This is a genomic window from Mycobacterium sp. 852002-53434_SCH5985345, from assembly GCF_001667155.1.
Lineage (GTDB): Bacteria > Actinomycetota > Actinomycetes > Mycobacteriales > Mycobacteriaceae > Mycobacterium.
Window position 1 is genome coordinate 42,410 of sequence record NZ_LZIE01000030.1, and the last position, 24,217, is coordinate 66,626.

General features: G+C 67.2%; 27 protein-coding genes. 21 read left to right on the forward strand and 6 right to left on the reverse strand.

What is annotated here, in order from left to right; genetic code table 11:
- Positions 1-19 precede the first annotated feature (19 nt).
- Positions 20-400 carry a DUF427 domain-containing protein gene (locus A5756_RS06720; protein ID WP_066949346.1) on the forward strand — a complete coding sequence of 127 codons (381 nt, stop codon included), beginning with the start codon at positions 20-22 and terminating at the stop codon, positions 398-400.
- Here the strand turns inward: A5756_RS06720 and A5756_RS06725 are convergent.
- The gene (locus A5756_RS06725; RefSeq protein WP_066949349.1) at positions 397-795 is read right to left on the reverse strand and encodes a nuclear transport factor 2 family protein; all 399 of its coding nucleotides are present in this window, start codon (positions 793-795) and stop codon (positions 397-399) included. The genes A5756_RS06720 and A5756_RS06725 overlap by 4 nt on opposite strands.
- Positions 796-846: 51 nt before the next feature.
- Here A5756_RS06725 and A5756_RS06730 point away from each other — a divergent pair, with 51 nt between their 5' ends.
- Both A5756_RS06730 and dps read left to right on the forward strand, forming a co-directional pair.
- Entirely contained in the window at positions 847-1,758 is a 912-nt protein-coding gene (locus A5756_RS06730) for a DNA-3-methyladenine glycosylase (RefSeq protein ID WP_066949351.1), read from the forward strand.
- Positions 1,759-1,853: 95 nt separating this feature from the next.
- Complete coding sequence (gene dps, locus A5756_RS06735; RefSeq protein WP_066949353.1) at positions 1,854-2,399, forward strand: DNA starvation/stationary phase protection protein Dps; 546 nt, start codon at positions 1,854-1,856, stop codon at positions 2,397-2,399.
- Here dps and A5756_RS06740 read toward each other — a convergent pair.
- Positions 2,396-4,396: a chloride channel protein gene (locus tag A5756_RS06740; protein WP_066949356.1), complete on the reverse strand. Its 2,001-nt coding sequence runs from the start codon at positions 4,394-4,396 to the stop codon at positions 2,396-2,398. The genes dps and A5756_RS06740 overlap by 4 nt on opposite strands.
- Before the next feature lie 181 nt (positions 4,397-4,577).
- Here A5756_RS06740 and A5756_RS06745 point away from each other — a divergent pair, with 181 nt between their 5' ends.
- The 7 genes from A5756_RS06745 to A5756_RS06775 all read left to right on the forward strand — a co-directional run bounded on the left by A5756_RS06745 (position 4,578) and on the right by A5756_RS06775 (position 11,586).
- Entirely contained in the window at positions 4,578-5,561 is a 984-nt protein-coding gene (locus tag A5756_RS06745; RefSeq protein ID WP_066949359.1) for a pirin family protein, read from the forward strand.
- Between the two features lie 2 nt (positions 5,562-5,563).
- Positions 5,564-6,199, forward strand: a complete 636-nt coding sequence (locus A5756_RS06750) for a TetR/AcrR family transcriptional regulator (RefSeq protein WP_066949363.1) — start codon at positions 5,564-5,566, stop codon at positions 6,197-6,199.
- A 74-nt stretch (positions 6,200-6,273) separates the two neighbouring features.
- Positions 6,274-7,215, forward strand: a complete 942-nt coding sequence (locus tag A5756_RS06755; protein WP_066949366.1) for a class I SAM-dependent methyltransferase — start codon at positions 6,274-6,276, stop codon at positions 7,213-7,215.
- A gap of 38 nt (positions 7,216-7,253) precedes the next feature.
- A complete protein-coding gene (locus tag A5756_RS06760) occupies positions 7,254-8,186 on the forward strand; it encodes a class I SAM-dependent methyltransferase (RefSeq protein WP_156659296.1) in 933 nt (310 codons plus the stop codon).
- Complete coding sequence (locus A5756_RS06765) at positions 8,186-9,112, forward strand: class I SAM-dependent methyltransferase (RefSeq protein WP_066949372.1); 927 nt, start codon at positions 8,186-8,188, stop codon at positions 9,110-9,112. Before A5756_RS06760 ends, A5756_RS06765 begins: the two co-directional genes overlap by 1 nt.
- 131 nt (positions 9,113-9,243) lie before the next feature.
- Positions 9,244-10,671, forward strand: coding sequence for an aldehyde dehydrogenase family protein (locus A5756_RS06770; RefSeq protein WP_066949375.1), 1,428 nt, complete (start codon positions 9,244-9,246; stop codon positions 10,669-10,671).
- A gap of 54 nt (positions 10,672-10,725) precedes the next feature.
- The gene (locus A5756_RS06775) at positions 10,726-11,586 is read left to right on the forward strand and encodes an SDR family oxidoreductase (protein WP_066949377.1); all 861 of its coding nucleotides are present in this window, start codon (positions 10,726-10,728) and stop codon (positions 11,584-11,586) included.
- Positions 11,587-11,615: 29 nt separating this feature from the next.
- On the opposite strand, the gene A5756_RS06780 is transcribed toward A5756_RS06775, so the two are convergent.
- Together A5756_RS06780 and A5756_RS06785 are read right to left on the reverse strand one after the other, a co-directional pair.
- The gene (locus A5756_RS06780; protein ID WP_066949380.1) at positions 11,616-12,437 is read right to left on the reverse strand and encodes a tyrosine-protein phosphatase; all 822 of its coding nucleotides are present in this window, start codon (positions 12,435-12,437) and stop codon (positions 11,616-11,618) included.
- Entirely contained in the window at positions 12,430-13,650 is a 1,221-nt protein-coding gene (locus A5756_RS06785) for an acyl-CoA dehydrogenase family protein (protein ID WP_066949515.1), read from the reverse strand. The genes A5756_RS06780 and A5756_RS06785 overlap by 8 nt, the downstream gene beginning before the upstream one ends.
- Positions 13,651-13,771: 121 nt before the next feature.
- Here A5756_RS06785 and A5756_RS06790 point away from each other — a divergent pair, with 121 nt between their 5' ends.
- The 4 genes from A5756_RS06790 (at position 13,772) to A5756_RS06805 (ending at position 17,312) form a co-directional block, all read left to right on the forward strand.
- Positions 13,772-14,233, forward strand: coding sequence for a nuclear transport factor 2 family protein (locus tag A5756_RS06790; RefSeq protein ID WP_066949383.1), 462 nt, complete (start codon positions 13,772-13,774; stop codon positions 14,231-14,233).
- 228 nt (positions 14,234-14,461) lie between these two features.
- On the forward strand, positions 14,462-15,556 hold the full coding sequence (locus A5756_RS06795; protein ID WP_066949386.1) for a Re/Si-specific NAD(P)(+) transhydrogenase subunit alpha: 1,095 nt from the start codon (positions 14,462-14,464) through the stop codon (positions 15,554-15,556).
- A 2-nt stretch (positions 15,557-15,558) separates the two neighbouring features.
- Entirely contained in the window at positions 15,559-15,888 is a 330-nt protein-coding gene (locus A5756_RS06800; RefSeq protein ID WP_066949393.1) for an NAD(P) transhydrogenase subunit alpha, read from the forward strand.
- Positions 15,885-17,312: an NAD(P)(+) transhydrogenase (Re/Si-specific) subunit beta gene (locus tag A5756_RS06805; RefSeq protein ID WP_066949396.1), complete on the forward strand. Its 1,428-nt coding sequence runs from the start codon at positions 15,885-15,887 to the stop codon at positions 17,310-17,312. Before A5756_RS06800 ends, A5756_RS06805 begins: the two co-directional genes overlap by 4 nt.
- Positions 17,313-17,326: 14 nt before the next feature.
- Here A5756_RS06805 and A5756_RS25810 read toward each other — a convergent pair whose 3' ends face one another.
- Entirely contained in the window at positions 17,327-17,452 is a 126-nt protein-coding gene (locus A5756_RS25810) for a hypothetical protein (protein WP_007167223.1), read from the reverse strand.
- Positions 17,453-17,616: 164 nt separating this feature from the next.
- Here A5756_RS25810 and A5756_RS06810 point away from each other — a divergent pair, with 164 nt between their 5' ends.
- Positions 17,617-18,240 carry a TetR/AcrR family transcriptional regulator gene (locus tag A5756_RS06810; protein WP_066949400.1) on the forward strand — a complete coding sequence of 208 codons (624 nt, stop codon included), beginning with the start codon at positions 17,617-17,619 and terminating at the stop codon, positions 18,238-18,240.
- A gap of 50 nt (positions 18,241-18,290) precedes the next feature.
- On the opposite strand, the gene A5756_RS06815 is transcribed toward A5756_RS06810, so the two are convergent.
- Entirely contained in the window at positions 18,291-19,184 is an 894-nt protein-coding gene (locus A5756_RS06815; RefSeq protein ID WP_066949402.1) for an alpha/beta hydrolase, read from the reverse strand.
- 112 nt (positions 19,185-19,296) lie between these two features.
- Here A5756_RS06815 and A5756_RS06820 point away from each other — a divergent pair, with 112 nt between their 5' ends.
- From A5756_RS06820 to A5756_RS06845, 6 genes are all read left to right on the forward strand, one after another.
- Positions 19,297-20,397: a diacylglycerol kinase gene (locus A5756_RS06820; protein ID WP_066949405.1), complete on the forward strand. Its 1,101-nt coding sequence runs from the start codon at positions 19,297-19,299 to the stop codon at positions 20,395-20,397.
- 16 nt (positions 20,398-20,413) lie between these two features.
- A complete protein-coding gene (locus tag A5756_RS06825; RefSeq protein WP_066949409.1) occupies positions 20,414-21,154 on the forward strand; it encodes a glucose 1-dehydrogenase in 741 nt (246 codons plus the stop codon).
- A gap of 62 nt (positions 21,155-21,216) precedes the next feature.
- The gene (locus A5756_RS06830; protein ID WP_066949412.1) at positions 21,217-21,807 is read left to right on the forward strand and encodes a TetR/AcrR family transcriptional regulator; all 591 of its coding nucleotides are present in this window, start codon (positions 21,217-21,219) and stop codon (positions 21,805-21,807) included.
- A 100-nt stretch (positions 21,808-21,907) separates the two neighbouring features.
- Positions 21,908-22,660, forward strand: coding sequence for a cysteine hydrolase (locus tag A5756_RS06835; protein ID WP_197505744.1), 753 nt, complete (start codon positions 21,908-21,910; stop codon positions 22,658-22,660).
- Positions 22,647-23,591: an aldo/keto reductase gene (locus A5756_RS06840; RefSeq protein WP_066949418.1), complete on the forward strand. Its 945-nt coding sequence runs from the start codon at positions 22,647-22,649 to the stop codon at positions 23,589-23,591. Before A5756_RS06835 ends, A5756_RS06840 begins: the two co-directional genes overlap by 14 nt.
- 18 nt (positions 23,592-23,609) lie before the next feature.
- Positions 23,610-24,203, forward strand: a complete 594-nt coding sequence (locus A5756_RS06845; RefSeq protein WP_066949518.1) for a DNA-3-methyladenine glycosylase I — start codon at positions 23,610-23,612, stop codon at positions 24,201-24,203.
- The last annotated feature ends 14 nt before the right edge of the window (positions 24,204-24,217 follow it).

Below are 24,217 nucleotides of genomic sequence, written 5' to 3' on the forward strand. Positions count from 1 at the left end.
CGGCGTCTAGGAGGAGACCATGAGCCATCCCGAAATCAAAGAGCCCAGTGCCGGCCACCCGATCACCATCGAGCCGACAAAGGGGCGGGTCCAGGTCCGCGTCAACGGCGAGGTGGTCGCCGATACGACGGCCGCGCTCGAATTACGCGAAGCCAGTTTGCCTGCGGTGCAATACATTCCGATGAGCGACGTGGTGCAAGACCGGCTGGCCCGCACGGACACCGGCACATATTGTCCCTTCAAGGGCGAGGCGAGCTATTACAGCGTGACCACCTCCGCCGGTGACACCGTGGAGGACGTGATCTGGACTTACGAGCAGCCCTATCCCGCGGTCGCGGCGATCGCCGGGCATGTCGCGTTCTACCCGAACAAGGCCGAAATCAGCGTTTCTGCGTCCTAGAAAATCCACCCCGGCAGCGCGGCCTCGTGGGCCCGGGTGTCGCTGTACAGCCGCATCGAGACGATCAAGCCATCGCGGGTGTCGAAGATGCAGACGAATGGGCTGTCGTATTTGACGCCGGCGGTGGTGATGCCGCTGGCGTGCGCCTCGACCACCACGGTCTCTCCCTCGTTCACACACCGCACCAGGTCGATGGTCAGCTCGAGGTCCCGTTTGCGCCGCTCGATAGCTTGCCGGAACGCTTCCTTGTCGCACGAAGCCCGCGTGACGAGCGACCAGTAGGTGAAGTCGTCGCTGAGCAGTGAAAAACCCTCGTCGAGGTCGCCCCCGTCGCTCGTACTTTGCAGGAACATCCAAGCCAGTTCGCCCTGCGGGTCATCGAACGGCGTCATCACATCGCAATATTGACTTGGCACATCGTTAACGGTCAATCGGAGAGTTGGTCGGTGGAAAGCACGCGCACTGTCACGTTCCCCGGGGTGGTCAGCTTCGGGCACACGTTGGCGCCGCTTCGCCGAGGTCGCGGGGATCCGTGTTTTCAGGCTTCCGGTGACGGCACGATCTGGCGGACCAGCCTGCTGCCGACCGGACCCGTCGCCGCGCGGATCAGCCGTGTGGCCGCCAACGCCGCTCACTGTGTGGCGTGGGGTAGCGGCGGGCCGGAATTCGTCGAACGGTTGCCCGCGCTGCTCGGCCACGAGGACGACGCTTCCGATTTCGCGCCCCGGGACCCGATCGTTGCCGCCGCGCAGCGGCGGGTACCCCACTTGCGCCTCGGTCGTACGGGGCTGGTGCTGGAGGCGCTGATCCCGGCGATCATCGAGCAGCGGGTGCCCGGCGCCGATGCGTTTCGGTCCTGGCGCCTGCTGGTGTCCAAGTACGGGTCGCCGGCGCCGGGGCCGGCGCCGGCGCGAATGCGGGTGCCGCCCTCGGCCGACGAGTGGCGGCACATCCCGTCGTGGGAGTTCCATCGAGCCAACGTCGACCCGGGACGTGCGCGGACCGTGGTGACGTGTGCGCGTCGGGCCGCCGCGCTGGAACGGCTGGCGTCCCGTTCGCCCGCGCAGGCGCGCGAGGCGATGATGTCGTTGCCTGGGGTGGGGGAGTGGACCGCCGCGGAAACCGCGCAACGGGCGTTCGGTGACGCGGACGCGCTCTCGGTCGGCGACTATCACATCCCGAAGATGATCGGCTGGACGCTGGCGGGCCGCCCGGTCGACGACGCGGGCATGCTGGAGCTGCTCGAACCGATGCGACCACACCGCCACCGAGTGGTCCGGTTGCTCGAGGCCAGCGGGCTGGCATACGAACCACGGCGCGGCGCCCGGCTACCGGTGCAGCACATCAGCGAACTCTAAACGTGGTCATGGCCTCGTCGGTCCCGCGTTTTCGGCAACGGTCATCGGGTAACCAACGTCAAAAGACGTGACCGTGTGCGAAACGGAGGAAACCGATGACACAGTTCACCATCCCGGGGCTCACCGACAAACAGGGAGCGCGGCTGACCGAACTGCTGCAAAAGCAACTGAGCACTTACAACGATCTTCACCTGACGCTCAAGCATGTCCACTGGAATGTGGTGGGGCCCAACTTCATTGGCGTGCATGAGATGATCGACCCGCAGGTCGAAGCGGTCCGCGGTTTCGCCGACGACGTTGCCGAGCGCATTGCGGCCCTGGGCGGATCACCGCAGGGTACGCCGGGAGCCATCATCAAAGACCGCACCTGGGACGACTACTCCGTCGGCCGCGACACCGTTCAGGCTCACCTGGCCGCGCTCGACCTCGTCTACACCGGCGTCGTCGAAGACATCCGCAAGTACATCGAGGAGACCGAGGAACTCGACCCGGTCACCCAGGATCTGTTGATCGATCAGGCCGGGAACCTGGAGAAGTTCCAGTGGTTCGTCCGGGCGCACCTGGAGAGCGCGGGTGGGCAATTGACCCACGAGGGCTCGACCACCGAGAAGGACGCCGCCAGCAGCGCGCGCGGTTCCTAGCGGGCCGGCGAATCCGGGTGCTGCACGCCGTCTTTGGGCGCGAGGACGTTGACGCGGTCGCCCACGGCGAGCCGTAGTGTGGCGTCGGCATCGACGAGCCGCCGATTGTGCAGCACGGAGACGGGGAAGTGACCGTCCGGCCAGTCGAGGTCACCGAGAACCCGGCCTACGGCGGTCGAATCGCCGGCCAGGGTGTGTTCGACGATGCAATACCCGTCGAGTTCACTGTGCGGGTCGTGTTCGGCGGCGGGTCGCGGCTCGACCCAGTCCGCAGCCGGTTGGCCCGTGGCGACGTCCGGCTGGACGTCCGTGAAGTGGGCCCCGACCGCGCGCAGCACATTCTGGTTGGTCAGCCACCCCTGAACAGACCGGGCCTCGGTGTCGATGACGGGCAGCCCGTCGCGCCCATAGAGGACGAGCTGACGCAGGGCTTGGGCGAGGCTGTCGTTGGCGAACAGCGCCTGCGGTTCGCGCACGCGCGTGACAGGGCCGAGCAAGGCCGTCAAGTTCTGATCGGCATTTCCGACGGCGCGGGTCAGGTCCAGTGGAATGGCGAACGGATGCATGGCGTCGGCCGCGGTGAGGTCGGCGAACGCATGGGTAGGAGTGGGGCGGTCGATGTCGATGCCCCGGCGCAGCAGCTTCGTCGTGTAGATGGTTCCGTAGGAAACCCCCCGCGACACGGTAGTGCCGACCGCTACGGCCAACATGACCGGCAGGGTAAGGGTGAAATCGCCGGTCATTTCGACGGTGCTCGCCAGGGCGGTGAGCGGGGCGCGCGCTGCGGAGGCGAACACGGCACCCATGCCGACGATGGCGTAGAGGGCGGGGTGCCCGACGGCCGTCCCGATGGTGTGCTGGACGAACAGCCCGAAGGCCATGCCGGAAGTGGCCCCGACGAACAGCGAGGGCGCGAACACCCCGCCCGAGCCGCCGATCCCGATGGTCAGGCTGCAGGCCAGCATTTTGCCGGCGGCGAGCACCAGTAGGAGCCACAGCGCGTAGTGGCCGGCGAAGGCGGCGTACATCACCGGGTAGCCGACACCGTAGAGCTGCGGCACCGCGAGCAGCAGCAGGCCGAGCACGATCCCGCCGACCGCCGGCCGCGCCCAATCCGGGCGCCCACCCCACGCCCGGTCGCAAAGATCTTCGGTCTTGTACAGGACATTTTTGAAGAGGATCCCGATCAACCCGGCGATCGCCGCGAGGAGCGCCACCAGCAAGTAGTTGGCTATGTGATTCAGCTCGATGCCGGCAGGCAACTGGGTGAGGAAGGGGGCCGAGCCGAAAAACACGCGGGCGACCACGTCGGCGACCATCGACGACAGCATGATCGTGAAGATCGCCTCGACGGACAGTTCACGCAGGATCAGCTCGACGGCGAAGAACACCCCGGTGATCGGGGCGTTGAAGGTGGCCGAGATGCCGCCCGCCGCGCCACAGGCCACCAGCACCCGCAGCCGATTTTCCGGCATTCGCACCCACTGGCCGAGACCGGAGGCCAGCGCCGCGCCGATCTGAACGATGGGTCCTTCACGGCCGACCGATCCGCCCGTACCGATGCACAACGCGGAGGCCAGGGCTTTCACCACGGTCACCTGCGGACGGATGCGGCCACCGTTCTCCGCCACCGCGATCATGACTTCCGGGACGCCATGGCCGCGAGCCTCCCGGGCGAACCGCGAGATCAGCGGCCCGTACAGCAATCCGCCGATGACAGGGATGATCACGAAGAAGCCAATTCCCAACCAGGGCAAATGGTCGCTGCCCACCCAACCGTCCTGGCCGAATTCGTCGTGTCCGGTCGCCAACCAGGTGAAGCCGTAGATCAGGTAGCGGAACGCCGCCGCGCCCAGGCCGGCGCCGAGCCCGACGACGATGGCCGCACAGAACAGCCCGACCCGGTTCGCGCGCAGCCAACCGGCGAACTGACCCACGGCTCTGGACACTGGCCGGATCGGCAGAACCGTAGCCGTGGCCGCCACATTTTGACCCATCCACGCATCCTTCCCCCCACGGCCGCATTTTGCTTGTCGGCCGCCTCTGGATCGTGCACGCCGCTGCGACCATTTCCTGCAGCAAATATTGCCCTACGCAACTTTTCGCCGCGACGGCAGCACCGGGGAATAACTGGACCGCGGTCCGGTTATTCGGGGTAGTTCTCATTACGGAGGTCATATGCCCGCTATCACCGCCAACACGTTGACGTTGCCCCGCGTCGGTGTCGCCGCACCCGCCGACACCGAGCGCCCGGTCCGGTCGATCACCACAGGGCCGCGCGGCTACGAGGGCGAGGGCTTTCCCGTGGTCCGCGCATTCGCCGGAATGAGCGCTGCCGCCCTTGACCCATTTGTGCACATGGATCAGATGGGCGCGGTGGAGTACGAGCCGGGCGAGCCGAGGGGCACGGACTGGCACCCGCACCGCGGGTTCGAAACGGTCACCTACATGATCGACGGCAAGTTCGCTCACCAGGACTCCCACGGCGGCGGCGGCCTGATCACCGACGGCGCGACGCAGTGGATGACCGCCGGTTCGGGGATCCTGCACATCGAGACGCCGCCCGCAGAACTGGTCGACAGTGGCGGCCTCTTTCATGGCATCCAGTTGTGGGTGAATCTGCCGAAGAGAGACAAGTTCGCGCCGCCTCGGTACCAGGCCATCGACGGTGGTGACGTGCAGTTGATCTCGTCCGACGACGGCGGGGCGCTGGTCCGCATCATCGCCGGGGAAGTCGACGGTCACCGCGGCCCCGGAAGCACTCATACGCCGATCACGCTCGCCCACGCCACGATCGAAACCGGCGCCCGACTGAACCTGCCGTGGCAGCGCGATTTCAATGCGCTCGTGTACGTGTTGTCGGGCAGCGGATGTGTCGGTCCGGTTGCTCACCCGATTCGCGAGGGCCAATTGGCGGTGCTGGGCCCCGGAGATCGGATCACGGTGGGCGCCGATCCGGCACAGGAATCGTCGCGCACGACCGCGATGGATGTGCTGATTCTGGGCGGTCGACCCATTCGCGAGCCGGTATTCCACTACGGGCCTTTCGTAATGAACTCGCGTGCGGAATTGGTTGAAGCGGTGCAGGACTACCAGGCCGGGAAGTTCGGCAGCATTCCGCCAAACGCGCTAATGCCGCACCGTGGCGGTGGCACACTTTAACGATGTCTTCAGGGGTGGGTCGCAGGCCTGGACGCCCCCCTGCCGCAAAGGCGGACGAGACGCGCCAGCGAATCATGCGGGCCGCTCGCCTGGTGTTCAGCGAACGCGGTTACGACGGCGCCACGTTCCAGGCGATCGCGGCCCGCGCTGATCTGACCCGTCCGGCCATCAACCATTACTTCTCCAGCAAGCGCGTCTTGTATCGCGAGGTATTGGAGCAAACCAACGAAGCCATCATCGGAACCGGCATCAAAGTGGCCAGCCGCGAGACCACTCTGGCGGCGCAGCTGACGGCATTCATCACCTCCGCGGTGCAAGCGAATTCGGAGAATCCCGCCGGATCGGCGCTGATAATTTCCGGGGTGCTCGAGTCGCAGCGGCACCCGGAATGGAACAAGACCGAAAACGAGTCAGTCCGGGCCGTCCGGGAATTCCTGGATCGAGTCGTCAAGCACGCGATCGAGCGCGGCGAGGTTGCCGCCGACATCGACGCGTCGGCGCTGATCGAGTCGCTGGTCGTCATCATGTGCGGCGTCGGCCTGTACGCGGGCTGGGTGGAGAGCCCCCAGCAGATGCTGGCCGTGACCGGAATGCTGCGGCAGCTGCTGGAAGGCGGGCTGCTGCGGCCGGAGGCCTAGCCGATCGCGCGGGCAGTGAAGTTGCGCACAAAGCGTATAGGCTAACTAACTTATCCCGGTAGCATGGCCCCGTCATGACTGATGTGGACGCGTCGTTACCGCCTTCCCTGAGATCTGCCGGCGACAGCTGGGCCATCACCGAACTCGTCGGTGCCACCGCGCTGGGCGTCGCCGCCTCGCGCGCGGCGGAAACCGCCGGAAGCAACCCGTTGATCCGCGACGAGTTCGCCCGCGTTCTGGTCTCGTCGGCCGGCCCGGCATGGGCCCGGCTCACCGATCCCGAATTGGCGTGGCTCGACGGCGACGAGCAGGGCCGCCGCGCGCATCGGATCGGCATCGACTACCAGGCCGTGCGTACCCACTTCTTCGACGAGTACTTCGCCGACGCGGTGCAGGCCGGCATTCGGCAGGTGGTCATCCTGGCCGCCGGGTTGGACTCGCGGGCCTACCGCCTGAATTGGCCGGAAGGCACCGCGGTCTACGAGATCGACCAGCCCAAGGTGCTGGAATACAAGACCGGGATCCTGCAGCAGCACGGCGCCGCCCCCGCCGCGAGCCGCCGCCCTGTCCCCGTTGACCTGCGCGACGACTGGCCCGCGGCGCTGGCCGCGGCGGGCTTCGACCGCACGCGACCGACCGCCTGGCTCGCGGAGGGCTTGCTCCCGTACCTGCCAAGCGACGCGCAAGACCGTCTGTTCGAGACTTTCACCGCTCTCAGCGCCCCGGGCAGCCGGGTCGCCATCGAGGCATTCGGCCTGAACTCGCGGAGCAATTCACAGCGCTGGCTGCGGATGCGGGAGCGGCTCGGCCTGGACGTCAACGTGCAGGCGCTGACCTACCACGAGCCGGACCGTTCGGACGCGGCCCAGTGGCTGACCGACCACGGCTGGCAGGTGCGAGCCGTGGACAACCGCGAGGAGATGGCCCGGTTGGGCCGCCCGGTACCCGAAGACCTGGCCGAAGACGCCGTGCGCAGCGTGCTGCTGCGGGCGCACCTCGGCGAGCCGACCGACTGACTTCCGCCCGAGGATCAAGGAGCAATTCAATGAGCTCACTGCGCACCCACGACGACACCTGGGACATCAAGACCAGCGTCGGCAGTACCGCGGTAATGGTCGCCGCCGCCCGGGCCGTCGAGACCGAACGGGCGGACGCCCTCATCCGCGACCCGTACGCCAAACTTCTGGTCACCAACGCCGGTGCCGGGGTCTTGTGGGAGCACATGCTCGACCCGGATGTCGCGGCCAAGATCGAATCCCTCGACGCCGACTCCGCGGCGCAGCTCGAGCACATGCGCGGCTATCAGGCGGTGCGCACCCACTTCTTCGACACCTACTTCAAAGACGCCGTCGCCGCCGGAATCCGGCAGGTGGTAATCCTGGCGTCCGGCCTGGATTCCCGCGCGTACCGCCTCGACTGGCCGGCCGGCACGGTGGTGTACGAGATCGACCAGCCCCAGGTCTTGGACTACAAGTCCGCGACGCTGGCGGAAAACGGCGTGACGCCGTCGGCCGAGCGCCGCGCGGTGGCCATCGACCTGCGGCAGGACTGGCCGGCCGCGCTGCGCGACGCCGGCTTCGACCCGTCGGCGAGGACCGCCTGGCTGGCCGAGGGCCTGCTGATGTACCTGCCGGCCGAGGCGCAGGACCGGTTGTTCACCCAGATCGGCGAACTGAGCCCGGCCGGAAGCCGGGTCTCGGCGGAAACCGCGCCCGCGCACGCCGACGAGCGCCGGCAGCAGATGCGCGAGCGGTTCAGGAAGGTCGCCGACGAACTGGGCATCGAAGAGACCGTCGACGTCGGCGAGCTGATGTACCGCGACGAGCACCGCGCGAACGTCGCCGACTGGCTCAACAACCACGGTTGGCGTGCTCAGGCGCAGCGCTCGACGGACGAGATGCGCCGGCTGGGCCGCTGGATCGAGAACGTCCCGCTGGCCGACGACAAGGACGCCTTCTCCGACTTCGTCATCGCCGAGCGGCTGTAATGCCGCGCTCGCTGGACGACTCCTGGGACATCGCCACCAGCGTCGGCGCCACCGCGGTGATGGTCGCCCTGGCCCGCGCCGCCGAGACCGCCAGCGACTCACCGCTCATCCGCGACCAGTTCGCCGAGCCGCTGGTCTCCACACCCGAGCTGGCCGGAGTCCGCGAGCAGGTGGCGGCCTGGTGGGCGGGCGAGCCGGACGACGACTCCGGTGGCGACGCCCCGGACCCCAACCACATGATCAACTACCAGGCGGTGCGCACCCACTTCTTCGATGCGTACTTCGCCGACGCCGTGGCGGCGGGTATCCGGCAGGTCGTGCTTGTGGCCGCCGGATTGGATTCGCGTGCCTACCGCCTGGACTGGCCGGCCGGCACCGTGGTGTACGAGATCGATCTACCCAAGGTGCTCGAGTACAAGACCGAGACGCTGGCGAGCCACGGCGCCGAGCCCACCGCCGACCGCCGGGCCGTGCCCGTCGACCTGCGCCACGACTGGCCAAAGGCATTGCGCGAGGCCGGTTTTGACGCTAGCCGGCCGACGGCGTGGCTGGCCGAGGGGCTGCTGCCATTCCTGCCCGCGGCGGCGCAGGAGGCGCTGTTCGCCTCCATCGATGCGCTGAGCGGACCGGGCAGCCGGGTGGCGGTGGAGAACTTCGGAGTCGACGAGGAGAAGCGCCGCGAGGCCGAGCAGAGGTGGCAGGAACTGCGGGCCAAGCGCGAAGCGCGCGGCCAAGACACCTCGTTCAACCCCTTCGACCTCTGGTTCTCCGACGAGGGCCGGCCCGACTGCGCCGAGTGGTTCGCCGCGCACGGCTGGACCACGCGCACGGTGAGCGCGCGCGACGAGGGCCAGCGGCTGGGCCGCGCGCCGCAACCGGAGGACCGGCCGTTCGCGAACAGTTTCGTGGCGGCGTCCAAACCCTGAGCCCGTTCGCCGGATCAGATCCTTTCTACTGCTCTCCCAACCGGATGGTTAGGATCGCGGTTATCACCCATGAGCGCTCGTGCGACGAGCAGCGGGCGCATCGGGATGACCGAAGCAGGGGAAGGACAACGATGACCACCGAATCGGTTACACCCACGACATCCGCCGCCAACGGCGCGCCCACACCTCAGCCGGCGAACATCCCCGCGACCGTCGCGCGGCTGCGCAAGACCTTCGCCAGCGGGCGCACCCGCGACGTGGAGTGGCGCAAACGGCAGTTGTTGCAGCTGGCCAAGCTGATGGAAGAGAACGAAGCGGCGATCGCGGATGCTCTCGCCGCGGATCTCGACCGCAGCCCGTTCGAGGCGTTCATCGCCGACATCGCAACCACGGCCGGCGAAGCGAAGTACGCCGCCAAGCGGGTGCGCAAGTGGACGCGTCGCAAATACCAGCTGCTCGAGGCGGCGCAGCTCCCCGGCCGCGGTTGGATCGAATACGAGCCCTACGGCACCGTGCTGATCATCGGCGCGTGGAACTACCCGTTCTATCTGACGCTGGGCCCGGCGGTCGGCGCGATCGCCGCGGGTAACGCCGTCATCCTCAAGCCCTCGGAGATCGCCTCGGCGTCCGCGCACCTGATGGCGGACCTGGTGCCCAAATACCTCGACAGCGACGCGATCGCGGTGGTCGAGGGCGACGGTTCGGTCAGCCAGGAACTCATCGCGCAGGGGCTGGACCGCCTGCTGTTCACCGGCGGCACCGAGATCGGTCGCAAGGTCTACGAAGGCGCCGCCCCGCATCTGACCCCCTGCACGCTGGAGCTCGGCGGCAAGAGCCCCGTGATCGTGGCGGCTGACGCCGACGTGGACGTGGCGGCCAAGCGGATCGCCTGGATGAAGCTGCTGAACGCCGGCCAGACGTGCGTCGCCCCCGACTACGTGTTGGCGGACGCCAAGATTCGCGATGAGCTGGTGAGCAAGATCGGCGCGGCCATCACGAAGTTCACGTCGGACAAGCCCAACGGAATGCGGATCGTCAACCAGCGTCAGTTCGACCGGATCAGCGGCTATCTGGCCGGCGGGGACGGCCAGGTCGTCGTCGGCGGCAAATGCGACCCGTCGAGCCTGCGCATCCAGCCCGCGGTCGTTGTCGACCCCGATCCGGACGGGCCGTTGATGCAGAACGAAATCTTCGGACCGGTACTGCCGGTGATCACCGTCCAATCCCTTGATGACGCAATACGTTTCATCAACTCGCGGCCTAAGCCGTTGTCCGCCTACCTGTTCACCAAGACGCGCGAGACCCGCGAGCGGGTGATCAAGGAGGTGTCGGCGGGCGGCATGCTGGTCAACCACCTCGCCTTCCAGGTGTCGACGGCCAAGCTGCCGTTCGGCGGTGTCGGCGCATCGGGCATGGGCGCCTATCACGGCCGCTACGGCTTCGAGGAGTTCAGTCACCGCAAGTCGGTGCTGACCAAGCCGACCCGGCCCGACCTGTCCAGCTTCATCTACCCGCCGTACACGGCGCGGGCCTTCAAGATGGCCCGCAGGATGTTCTGACCACTGTCCGAATTCGCTTGCTAGGACGTAGTTTTCACCTTAGAGAGGAACCTGATGCCCGGAGTGCAGGATCGCGTCATCGTCGTCACCGGAGCTGGCGGGGGGCTGGGCCGTGAATACGCCCTGACCCTGGCCCGCGAGGGGGCCAGCGTCGTCGTCAACGACCTCGGTGGATCCCGTGACGGCACGGGGGCCGGCCACAACATGGCCGATCACGTCGTCGACGAGATCAAGGATGCGGGTGGCCGGGCGGTCGCCAACTACGACAGCGTCGCCGAGCCCGAGGGCGCCGCGAACATCATCAAGACGGCGCTCGACGAGTTCGGCGCCGTGCACGGCGTGGTGAGCAACGCCGGGATCCTGCGCGACGGCACCTTCCACAAGATGACGTTCGAGAACTGGGACGCTGTGCTCAAGGTGCACCTCTACGGCGGGTACAACGTGCTGCGCGCCGCCTGGCCGCATTTCCGGGAGCAGAGTTACGGGAGGATCGTCGTCGCCACCTCCACCAGCGGCCTGTTCGGCAACTTCGGGCAGACCAACTACGGCGCGGCCAAACTCGGCCTGGTCGGCATGATCAACACGCTGGCGCAGGAGGGGGCGAAGTACAACATCCACGCCAATGCCGTCGCGCCGATCGCGGCGACCCGGATGACCGAGGACATCCTCCCCAAGGAGGTGCTCGAGAAGCTGACGCCCGAGTATGTGGCGCCGGTGGTGGCCTACCTGTGCACCGAGGAAAACCCCAACACCGCTTCGGTTTTCGTCGTCGGTGGAGGCAAGGTGCAGCGGGTGGCCCTGTTCCAGAACGAGGGCGCCAACTTCGACAAGCCGCCGACGGTCGAGGATGTCGCCTCGCACTGGTCGCAGATCGACGACCTGTCCGCGGCCAAACAAGCCAACTTCAAGCTGTAACGGTCAGCGCCGTGGCCGCGTGGTTCGAGTCAGGCCAGCAGCGCCTGACGTAGTCGATCCACGTCGGCCTCGGTGATGCCCGCGTCGCTCAGATAGGCGTCCAGCGAACCGAATTGCTCGTCGATGGTCTGGCGCGCGGCGGCCAGGTACTCGGGCCGCACGCCGAGAACACCGTCGGATAGCCGGGCTTCGGTGAAGGTCCTGACCTCCGGCGTGAGTTCGGCTTCCGAGCGCTGCTCAATCATCTCGGAGATGCGGACCCGCAGCTCCGCGACGGCGTCATTGCTGCGCAGGTAGTCGGCGACGATGGTGTCGCGATCGATGCCGACAGTCTCCAGCACCGTCGCCACCACGAAGCCGGTGCGGTCCTTGCCCGCGAAGCAGTGCGTGAGGACGGGCCGCCCCGCGGCCAGCAGCGTGACGACGCGGTGCAGCGCCCGCTGGGCGCCGTTGCGGGTGGGGAACTGCCGGTACTCGTCGACCATGTAGCGGGCGGCGGTGTCGTTGATGGACTCGTCGGGATCGCCGTTGGTCATCAGCTGCCGGAACGCATGTTCATGGGGGGCTTCGTCGCCCTCACCGGCGTCGTCGGCGAGGTCCGGGAACGGAAGCAGGTGAACGTCGACACCGTCGGGCACGCGGCCGGGCCCGCGGCGGGCCACCTCCCGCGCCGCCCGTAGGTCGGCGACGTCGGTGATGCCCAGTCCGAGCAGCGTCGCCCGGCCGTCGTCGTCGAGGCGGCTCAGCTCGCTGGACCGAAACAGCCGGCCCGGCCGCAGCGCCCCGGCGCCGTCGGCGACATCGCGAAAGTTCCACGCGCCGGGCAACTCCCGGAGGGCGGCCTTACTCATGTGCGGTGACCGCCGCGGCGAGCGGAGACTTCTCCCGGCCGAGCTCGGCGCGCGCGATGGTCCGCATGTGTACCTCGTCGGGGCCGTCGAAGAGCCGCATCGCCCGGTGCCAGGCGTACATGCGGGCGAGCACCGTGTCCTCGCTGACCCCCGCGGCCCCATGCACCTGAATCGCTCGGTCGATGACGTTGCACGCCACCTGCGGCGCGACCGCCTTGATCTGCGAGACCAACGTGTGGGCGGCCTTGTTCCCGTGCTGGTCGATGGTCCACGCCGCCTTTTCGCACAACAGCCGCGCCTGGTCGATCTCGTTGCGGGACTTGGCAATTGCCTCCCGCACCACGCCCTGCTCGGCCAGCGGACGGCCGAACGCCACCCGGTTCTGCGCCCGGTCCACCATCAGGGCCAGCGCCCGTTCGGAACCGCCCAGCGCACGCATGCAGTGGTGGATGCGGCCCGGCCCCAGCCGGGCCTGCGCGATCGCGAAGCCCCCGCCCTCCTCGCCGAGCAGGTTGGTGGCGGGCACCCGGACGTTGTCGTAGATGATCTCGCAGTGTCCAGGCTGGTCCTGGAAACCGAAGACCGTGGTGGAGCGGACCACCGTCACGCCCGGCGTATCGATCGGCACCAGCACCATGGACTGCTGCTGGTGGCTTGCCGCCTCGGGGTTGGTGCGGCCCATCACGATGAGGATCTTGCAGCGCGGGTCGGACGCCCCGGAGGTCCACCACTTGCGGCCATTGATCACGTAGTCGCCACCGTCGCGCACGATGGAGGTCTCGATGTTGCGGGCGTCGCTGCTGGCGACAGCCGGCTCGGTCATCGAAAAGCCGCTGCGGATCTCACCGTTGAGCAACGGCTCCAGCCATTGCTTGCGTTGCTCCTCGGTCGCGAACAGGTGCAGGGTCTCCATGTTTCCGGTGTCCGGTGCCGCGCAGTTGAGCGCCTCGGGGGCGATCTCGAGGCTCCAGCCGGTGATCTCGGCCAGCGGCGCGTATTCCAGGTTGGTCAGGCCCGACTCGGCCGGCAGGAACAGGTTCCACAGGCCGCGCTCCTTGGCCTTGGTCTTCAGCTCCTCGATGATCGGCGGGACCGTGTGATCGTTCGGGCCGGCCTCGTCCCGGTACTTGTCGTATTCGGCCTCGGCCGGGAAGACGTACTCGGTCATGAAGTCGGTCAATCGCTTGTGGTAATCGTTGCCTTTGGCCGACATCGCGAAGTCCATGCCGCCACCATAGGACACGTGTCTAGCGGCGCCACGAGCAGACGCAACGTCACCTGTCGGCGTGCGGATTAGTGCGATTTTGTGTTCTGCTCGCGGTAGACATGGCGCCATGACCGAATCCCGTCCGCCGTTCCCGCCGTTCACCTCTGAGACTGCCCTAAAGAAGGTGCAGGCCGCCGAGGACGCGTGGAACACCTGCGATCCGCACCGCGTCAGCCTGGCTTACACGCCCGACTCGCAGTGGCGCAATCGCGACGAACATGTCGTGGGCCGCGACGCGATTGTGGGGTTCCTGACCCGCAAGTGGCAGCGCGAGCTCGACTACGCGTTGCGGAAAAGCTTGTGGGACTTCCACGGCAACCGCATCGCCGTGCGGTTTCAGTATGAGTGTCGCGACGCGAGCGGCCAGTGGTTTCGCAGCTACGGCAACGAGCTGTGGGAGTTCTCGCCGTCGGGGTTGATGGCGCGCCGCGAGGCCAGCATCAACGACGTGCGGATCGACGAGTCCGAACGCCGCTACTTCGGGCCCCGCCCGGTGGCCGAGCGCGGGCAGGACATCCCGCTCTGGTAGCGAACCGGCCACAACGTTGTCTTGTGGGTCCACAACGCCGCGGCCGCTACTGCGCGCGCCTCGGGTAACGAACCATCGACGGGAGCCCGTCTGCCGCGCCGGCGGTAGCCCGCCCCGGTCGATCGCACGTCCGGGGCGAAATCCGGCAGGCGTTAAGGTAGCGAAGCGTGCGGCCAGCCAGCGGCACATCAAACGGCAGGAAAGTGCGGGAAAGCAGATGTACGCGCCATGACAGATGCGCAGACGACGGTAGGGGTGGTCGCCGAGTCCGGGGCCGACGAACGACGGGTCGCACTGGTACCCAAGGCGGTGGCGTCGCTGATCAGCGGCGGTGTGGCGGTAGTGGTCGAGTCGGGTGCGGGCGAGGGTGCTTTGCTTCCGGACCAGCTCTACACCGAGGCCGGCGCCAGCATCGGTGACGCCTGGGCTGCCGACATCGTCGTCAAGGTGGCGCCGCCGACCAAAGAAGAGGTCGCCAAGTTGCGCCGCGGGCAGACCCTGATCGGTTTCCTGGCACCGCGCAACACCGACAACTCGATCGGCGCTCTCACCGAGGCGGGGGTGCGGGCGTTCGCGCTCGAAGCGATCCCGCGCATCTCGCGCGCCCAGGTCATGGATGCGCTGTCGTCGCAGGCCAACGTGGCCGGCTACAAGGCCGTGCTGCTGGCGGCGTCCGAGTCGACCCGGTTCTTTCCGATGCTGACGACCGCGGCGGGCACCGTGAAGCCGGCCAGCGTGCTGGTGCTCGGCGTCGGGGTGGCCGGACTGCAGGCGCTGGCGACGGCCAAACGGCTGGGCGGGCGCACCTCCGGGTACGACGTGCGCCCGGAGGTGGCCGATCAGGTCCGTTCGGTGGGGGCGCAGTGGCTGGATCTCGGTATAGACGCGGCCGGTGAGGGCGGGTATGCCCGCGAGCTCACCGAAGAAGAGCGCGCCCAGCAGCAGAAATCCCTGGAGAAGGCGATCGCCGGGTTCGACGTGGTGATCACCACCGCGTTGGTTCCGGGGCGCCCCGCACCCCGGCTGGTGACCGCCGCGGCGGTGGAGTCGATGAAGCCCGGCAGCGTGGTGATCGACCTGGCGGGGGAAACCGGTGGCAACTGCGAACTGACCGAGCCGGGGCAGACGGTCGTGAAGCACGACGTCACCATCGCCTCTCCGCTGAACCTGCCGGCAACCATGCCCGAGCACGCCAGCGAGCTCTACAGCAAGAACATCACGGCGCTCCTGGACCTGTTGATCAAAGACGGCAAGCTGGCCCCCGACTTCGACGACGAGGTCGTCGCGGCGGCCTGCGTTACCCGGGCGAGTGAGGACTCCTAGATATGTATGACGAGCTGTTGGCCAACCTGGCGATCCTGGTGCTGTCCGGGTTCGTCGGGTTCGCGGTCATTTCAAAGGTGCCCAACACGCTGCACACGCCGCTGATGTCGGGAACGAACGCCATTCACGGCATCGTGGTGCTCGGCGCTCTGGTGGTCTTCGGCGAGGTTGAGCATCCGTCGCTGGCGGTGCAGATCATCCTGTTCGTCGCGGTGGTGTTCGGGACGCTCAACGTGATCGGCGGCTTCATCGTCACCGACCGGATGCTGGGCATGTTCAAGGGCAAGAAGAAGGCCGCGCCGGTGAAGACCGAAGATCTGGCGGCGAAATGAACTACCTGGTCACCGTTCTCTACATCATTTCGTTCGCCCTCTTCATCTACGGCCTGATGGGCCTGACCGGCCCGAAGACGGCGGTGCGGGGCAACCTGATCGCCGCGGTCGGCATGGCTCTGGCGGTGACGGCGACCCTGATCAAGATCCGGCACACCGAGTCGTGGGTGCTCATCATCGCCGGCCTGGTCGTGGGTGTCGTGCTCGGTGTGCCGCCGGCGCGGCTGACCAAGATGACCGCCATGCCGCAGTTGGTGGCGTTCTTCAACGGCGTCGGCGGCGGCACGGTCGCGCTCATCGCGCTGGCGGAATTCATTGAGACCAAAGGCTTTTCGGCCTTCCAGCACGGGGAGTCGCCGACCGTGCACATCGTGGTCGCGTCGCTGTTCGCCGCGATCATCGGGTCGATCTCGTTCTGGGGATCGATCATCGCCTTCGGCAAACTGCAGGAGATCATCTCCGGCTCTCCGATCGGCTTCGGCAGGGTTCAGCAACCGATCAACCTGCTGCTCTTGGCGGCGGCGGTGGCGGCCGCGGTGGTCATCGGCTTGGGCGCGCACCCCGGCACCGGCGGGGCGCCGCTGTGGTGGATGGTCGGCCTGCTGGCCGCCGCGGGGGTGCTCGGCCTGATGGTGGTGCTGCCGATCGGTGGCGCCGACATGCCGGTGGTCATCTCGCTGCTCAACGCCATGACCGGCCTCTCGGCCGCGGCGGCCGGCCTGGCGCTCAACAACACCGCGATGATCGTGGCCGGCATGATCGTCGGCGCGTCCGGTTCGATCCTGACCAACCTGATGGCCAAGGCCATGAACCGTTCCATCCCGGCGATCGTCGCCGGTGGCTTCGGCGGTGGGGGCGTGGCCCCGGGCGCCGGAGGGGACGGCGGCGACAAGCACGTCAAGGCGACCTCGGCGGCCGACGCCGCGATCCAGATGGCGTACGCCAACCAGGTGATCGTGGTTCCCGGCTACGGCCTGGCGGTCGCGCAGGCCCAGCACGCCGTCAAGGACATGGCCAGTCTGCTCGAGGACAAGGGCGTGCCGGTGAAGTACGCGATTCACCCGGTCGCGGGGCGCATGCCCGGGCACATGAACGTGCTGCTGGCCGAGGCCGAGGTCGACTACGACGCCATGAAGGACATGGACGACATCAACGACGAGTTCGCCCGCACCGACGTCGCGATCGTCATCGGCGCCAACGACGTCACCAACCCGGCGGCCCGCAACGAGCAATCCAGCCCGATCTACGGCATGCCCATCCTGAACGTGGACAGGGCCAAGTCGGTCATCGTGCTCAAGCGGTCGATGAACTCCGGGTTCGCGGGCATCGACAACCCGCTGTTCTACGCCGACGGGACGACGATGCTGTTCGGGGACGCGAAGAAATCGGTGACCGAGGTCGCCGAGGAACTGAAGGCGCTCTAGAGGCGCCAAGCGGCCTAGACCGGCGGGTAGGCGGGCGGCGGGTAGCCGTTGCCGTCGACGACGCCGCGCAGCCCCCAGGGCACGTAGCGGAAGAAGAACTCGATTTCGTCGCTAGCGTCGTAGTCCGGGCTCGGATCCATGAGGCCACCCCTCCAGTCGCGACTTGAGCTTTCGAAAGCGAGTCTAGTCCCATCCTCGTCGGGGCGACACCTGGCGTTTGCCTAAACTGTCCAACCAGTTGATTGATAATTGACCTTGCCCGGCACCCGAAGGTCCCGCCCGGCAGTGACGATAGCGAGGGCAGATGCCATCCGAGAACGGACGCACGCGACGTGAAGAGCTGCTGGCTGTCGCCACCAAGCTGTTCGCCGCCCGCGGCTACCACGGCACCCGGATGGACGACGTCGCCGACGTGATCGGCCTGAACAAGGCGACGGTCTACCACTACTACGCCAGCAAGTCTCTGATCCTCTACGACATCTACCAGCAGGCCGCCGAGCGCACCCTGGCCGCCGTCCACGACGATCCCTCGATGACCGCGCGAGAGGCGTTGTACCAGTACACCGTGCGCCTGCTCGACCAGATCGCTGCCAATCCCGAGGGCGCGGCCGTGTACTTCCAGGAGCAGCCGTATATCACCGAGTGGTTCACCGAAGAGCAGGTCGCCGCGGTGCGGGAGAAGGAAACCCAGGTCTACGAGCACGTGCACGGCCTCATCGACCGGGGGATCGCCAGCGGGGAGTTCTACCCGTGCGACTCCCACGTGCTGGCGCTCGGGTACATCGGCATGACGCTGGGCGCCTACCGGTGGTTGCGGCCCAGTGGACGCCGCAGCGCCAAGGAGATCGCCGCCGAGTTCAGCACCGCGCTGCTGCGCGGATTGATCCGCGACGAGGCGATCCGCACGAGTTCCCCGCTCGGGCCCTAGCCCAATGGGGCGACCCGCTTCGCCCGACTACGCCGCGCTCGCGATCGCCCCTAGGCGCCCTTCAGGTGCTTGTCGAGGAAGGCGAGCTGGTCGGCGACGACACGCTCGAACGCCTCGTCGACATAGATCGCGAAATGGCCTTCGGGATAAAGCTTGACCTCACCGCGCGGGGCCTTGGCCGCGTAGCGCAGCGTCGCCGCCGCCGGAGCCACCGAGTCGGCTTCGCACACGCAGAACAGGATCGGGCAGGGGATCTTCGCGGCGTCGCGGCCGGGACGGTAGGCCATGATCGTCAACGCAATGCGGGCCGCCACCTCGTTGGTCAGCTCCTCACCCACGGGCACGAGCCTGAGGTAGCCGGGGTACGCGTCGGGGGTGGTCATCAAGGCGACGTCCCCCGGCATTCCGACCGTCGGCACCATGACCGGGGGCTTGCGCAGCCGGGCGGCCACCAGGTCGCGTGCCGCCAGGAGGCCGACCCGCGCGAAGACCAAGGGGTTGCTGATGGTGCGCGCCGACGCGAGGCCGTCGGTGAAGGGGCATTGGACGACCGCCGCGGCGATTCCCGGCAGCCGGGCCGCCGTAGCCATCACGTGCCCGCCGGCAAAAGAGGTGCCCCACAACGCGATTCGCTTGGGATCGATTCCCGGGAGGGTGCGGGCGTACGCGACCGCCGCGGCCCAGTCGGCGAGCTGCAGCCCGACATCGAGCACCTGGCGCGGCCTGCCCTCGCTGTCGCCGAAATTGCGATAGTCGAACACCAGGCAGGCGTAACCGGCCGCGCTGAATCGCTCGGCGTAGGCGTCGAGCCGCATGGTGCGCACCCCGCCCAGGCCGTGCGCCATGACCAACAACGGTGCGGGGCCGCCGCCAGCCGGCCGATAGAGCCAGGCGCTGATCAAATCGCCACCGGAGGGGAATTGGACGTCTTCGCGTTGTGCCATCAGCGAGTCATTCTGCCCGAGGAGCCGACGGCCGGTCCGCCGGTATGCGCCGCAAATTTTGTGGACTAGTGTCTAGAAAAGTTTTGAGCGCTCAAAGGACGGAGACTCTCTCATGGCGATCCGCGTCGCGCACATCGGTACCGGAAACGTCGGAGGGTTAGCCCTGGCCGAGCTGATCACCAACCCGCAATTCGAGTTGACGGGCGTGTGCGTGTCCAACCCGGAGAAGGTGGGCAAGGACGCCGGCGAGCTGTGCGGCGTGGGCCTCGAGGCCGGCGTCGTCACGGGTGTCACCGCCGTCTCCGACCTCGACGCCCTGTTGGCCACCAAGCCCGAGTGCGTCGTGTACTGCGCCATGGGCGACACCCGCCTGCCCGACGCGATGGCCGACGTCATGCGCATCTTGGCGGCCGGTGTCAACGTCGTCGGATCCTCGCCGGGGCTGCTGCAATACCCGTGGGGCGTGATGCCCGACAAGTACATCGGCCGCGTCGAAGACGCTGCCAAGCAAGGTAATTCGAGCATCTTCATCAGCGGCGTCGACCCCGGATTCGCCAACGATCTGCTACCGTTCGCGCTCGCCGGTACCTGTCAGCACATCGAGCAGGTGCGCTGCATGGAGATCCACGACTACGCGTCGTACAACGGGACCGAGGTCATGGACTACATGGGATTCGCCAAGCCCATGGACGAGATCCCGATGCTGCTGCAGCCGGGCATCCTCAGCATCGCCTGGGGAACCGCGATCCGTCAGCTGGCGGCCGGCCTCGGCATCGAGGTCGACGAGATCACCGAGTCCTACCAGCGCGAGCCGGCACCGGAGGATTTCGACATCGCGGTCGGCCGGGTGGCCAAGGGCACCGTGGCGGTGCTGCAGTTCGAGATCCGCGGCATGGTCAAGGGCCACCCCGCCATCGTCATCGAGCACGTCACCCGGCTGCGGCCCGACCTGCGGCCGGACCTGCCTCAGCCCGCTTCGGGCGACGGCTCGTACCGCGTCGAGATCACCGGCGAGCCGTCGTATGCCGTCGACATCATCCCGAGCAGCCGCAAGGGCGACCACAACCACGCGGCGATCGCGGGCGCCGCGGGCCGCATCGTCAACGCCATCCCCGCTGTGATCGCCGCGCCGCCGGGCATCCGGACCACACTAGATTTGCCGCTGGTAACGGGCAAAGGCCTTTACGCACCGAACACTTTGGTGAGCACCTAAATCGAAAGGAGTCCCTGTGGGACGGGTAGACGGCAAGGTTGCGCTGATCAGCGGGGGCGCCGGCGGTATGGGAGCCGAAGATGCGCGCCTGCTGGTGTCCGAAGGCGCCAAGGTCGTGATCGGCGACATCCTGGACGATCAGGGCAAGGCGTTGGCCGACGAGATCGGCGACTCTGCGCGCTACGTGCACCTCGACGTCACCCAGCCCGACCAGTGGGACGCCGCCGTCGCCACGGCGATCGGCGAATTCGGCAAGCTCAACGTGCTGGTCAACAACGCCGGCACCGTCGCGCTCGGCCCGCTGAAGAGTTTCGATCTGGCCAAGTGGCAGAAGGTGATTGACGTCAACCTGACCGGGACGTTCTTGGGCATGCGGGTTGCGGTCGAGCCGATGATCGCCGCCGGGGGCGGCTCGATCATCAACGTGTCCTCGATCGAGGGCCTGCGCGGCGCGCCCATGGTGCACCCCTACGTCGCGTCCAAGTGGGGCGTGCGCGGCCTGGCGAAGTCGGCGGCATTGGAGCTGGCGCCGCACAACATTCGGGTGAACTCGGTGCATCCGGGGTTTATCCGCACCCCGATGACCGCCCACCTGCCCGAGGACATGGTGACGATCCCGCTTGGGCGTCCGGGCGAGGTTCGGGAAGTCGCGACGTTCGTGCTTTTCCTGGCCAGCGACGAGTCGTCCTACTCCACCGGCAGCGAGTTCGTGATGGACGGTGGCCTGATCACCGACGTGAATCACAAGGAGTTCTAGCGTTCGGGGCCGGTCCGAAGCAGACCCGCAAAGGTAAGTGACCGGTCGGCTACCATCGAGGGATGCCGCGTCCGCCGAATCCCGAGGTGCGCCGCCGCCTGCTTAGCGCGGGGCTCGAACTCGTCCACTCGCGCGGATTTTCCGCGAGCGGCGTCAAAGACATCACCGACGCGGCGGGCGTCCCGAAGGGGTCGTTCTACGCGTATTTCCCGAGCAAGGAAGCGTTCGCGGCGGCGATCCTCGAGCATTACTGGGCCGACATCGAAACGCGGCTGCTGCCGATCCTCGGCGAAGCCGGGCCGGCACAGGACCGGATCACCCGCTTCTTCCATGCTCTTGCCGACGAGCACGAGGCCGGCGACTTCCTGCTTGGCTGCTTGATCGGAAATCTGTCGCTCGAAATGGGCGGTTCGAGCGAGCCGGTGCGCGCCGAACTGGTGCGCATTCTCGACCGCTGGGGCGCGGCCCTCACCGAGTGTGTGCAGTCCGGGCAGCGGCGTTCCGGCGGCGTCCGGCGCGACCTGCCGGCTCCCGAGCTCGCCTCCCAGCTGATCGAGGCGTGGGAAGGCGCGGCCCTGCGCGGGAAGGTGACCCGCAGTAGGGCCCCGTACGACCGGTTCGAGGCGACCACGGTCCCGGCGCTACTGCACTGATGCGGTCGGCGGCGGAATGGTTCAAGGGCCCGGCTTGTTAAATAGACGACTGGTCATCTAACATCGGACCTTACCGGTTCCGAAGACGAGGATGTGTGTGATGCCAGAGCCGAGCAGCGACGCCGAGCCGCACCTGCCCGAGCTGCCGGATTCCGGCTTCGTGCTCGACCTCGATCGCGCCGCGCTGGTCCTCACCGATCCGCAGGTCGATTTCCTGAGTCCGGCGGGCGCCGGGTGGCCGGTCTTCGGCGACGGTGTCCGGGCCAACGACGTCGTCGCCCATATCGGCGAGCTGCTCGACGCCGCGAAGCGGGCGGGCATCACCGTCGCGGTGTCACCGCACTACTTCTTTCCCACCGACAAGCAGTGGCGGTTCGGGGATCCGCTGGAGAAATTCATGGACTCCGTCGGCATGTTCGAGCGCCAAAGCGCTTACGCGGCAGATGGATTCGTCGGCTCCGGAGCCGACTTCCTGCCGGCGTACCGCCAGCACATCCACGACGGCCAGACCGTCATCGCCTCACCCCACAAGATCGTCGGCCCGGAGTCGAACGACCTGGTGCTTCAGTTGCGCAAGCGCGGCGTCAGCCAGGTCGTGCTCGCGGGGATGGCCGCCAACCTGTGCGTCGAAGGCCACCTGCGCGAGCTCATCGAGCAGGGTTTCGAGGTCGCCGTCGTCAAGGACGCCACGGCGGGCCCGCGCCTGGCCGAATGCGATGGCTACCTCGCCGCCCTGATCAATTTCCGCTTCCTCGCCAGCGCGGTCTGGACCACATCCGAAGCCGTCGCCCTGCTGACCAAGCCGGCCGATCCGTCGAAAACAAAGGAGTCCGAAAGCCATGGCACCGAATGAAAGTCTCAGTCAACGCAGGTTCGCCCTGAACGACGGGAGCGGCGCGATCCCGGCGCTCGGGTTCGGCACCTCGCTGTCCGACAACACCAAGACGCGTGATGCCGTCAAGACCGCGGTCCAAGCGGGGTTTCGTCACCTCGACGCCGCCGAGCGGTATCGCAACGAAGCCGAGGTCGGCGCGGCGCTCAAAGAGCTGTTCGCGCAACGAACGGTCCGACGCGAGGAATTGTTCGTGACCACGAAGCTGTGGAACAACAACCATCGCCCGGAACGGGTGAAGCCCGCCCTGCGGGCCAGCCTGGACAGGCTGGGGCTGGACGCGGTCGATCTGTATCTCGTGCACACCCCCTTCGCGTTCCGGCCCGGGGACGACCAAGACCCCCGGGACATCCATGGGGCCGTCGTCTACGACGACGGGGTCACGTTGGCGCAAACCTGGGCGGCGATGGAAGCCCTTGTCGACGAGGGCCTTACGCGGGCAATAGGCCTCTCCGACATCGACGCCGAAGGCACCCGAGAGATCCTGAAGACGGCCCGCATCAAGCCGGCGGTCGTCGAAGTCGAGTCGCACCCGTATCACCCCCAATGGGCACTTCACCAAATGCGCGAGACCGACGGCATCATCCTGTTGGCCTTCGCCTCCCTCGGTCACGCACTGGAACCGCGGCTGCTCGATGACCCTCTCGTCGTATCGATCGCTCGGCGGCTCGGCAAGACGCCCGCGCAAGTGCTCCTGGCCTGGGGCATCCAGCGCGGCAGCGCGGTTCTCACCGCATCCGTGTCACCGGCACGCATCCGCGAGAACTTCGATGTCACAGTGCTTCCCGACAGCGCCGTGCAAGAGATCAGCAAACGTCTCGACACTCGGATCCGGTTCAACTCCGTTGTGGACGCGGGCGAGCCGGGATTCGCCGAGGTGCCCCGGGGCTAGGGTCGTGGAGTGAGGGCGATGGCTGGCATCGGCGTTCCGACCCACCTTGCCAGCGTGATATCCGGCCCCGACGGCGTCACCCGCTGCCGGTGGGCCACCCAAACGGGTCGCGATCTGACCGCGTATCACGATCACGAGTGGGGGACAGCGACACGCGACGAGGCCTTGCTCTTCGAAGCGCTGGTGCTGACCTATTTTGAAAACGGCCTGTCGTGGACGACCGTTTTCGACAAGCGGGACAACCTGCGCGAGGCGTTCCTCGGATTCAACCCCGCGGCGGTCGGAGAAATGACGCCCGAAGACGTCGAGGGGTTGATGACGGACACATCGATCATTCGCAATCGACGCAAGATCGAAGCCACGCTGCACAATGCCCGCCTGTTATCGAAACACTCGTTGTCGCAACTGGCGTGGCAACATCAACCCCGCAGGCACCATCGGCTCCGAACCTTCGGCGATGGTCGAATGGTCAGTCCGGAGTCACGCCAGCTGTCAAGAGCATTGCGAGATAAGGGTTTTCGAATGGTCGGGCCTGTGGTCGCCCACTCGTTCATGCAGACTGTCGGGATTGAAAACGGTCATTTCGAGGGCTGTTTTCGGGCAGCGGCGTGAGGTGCTATAACCGC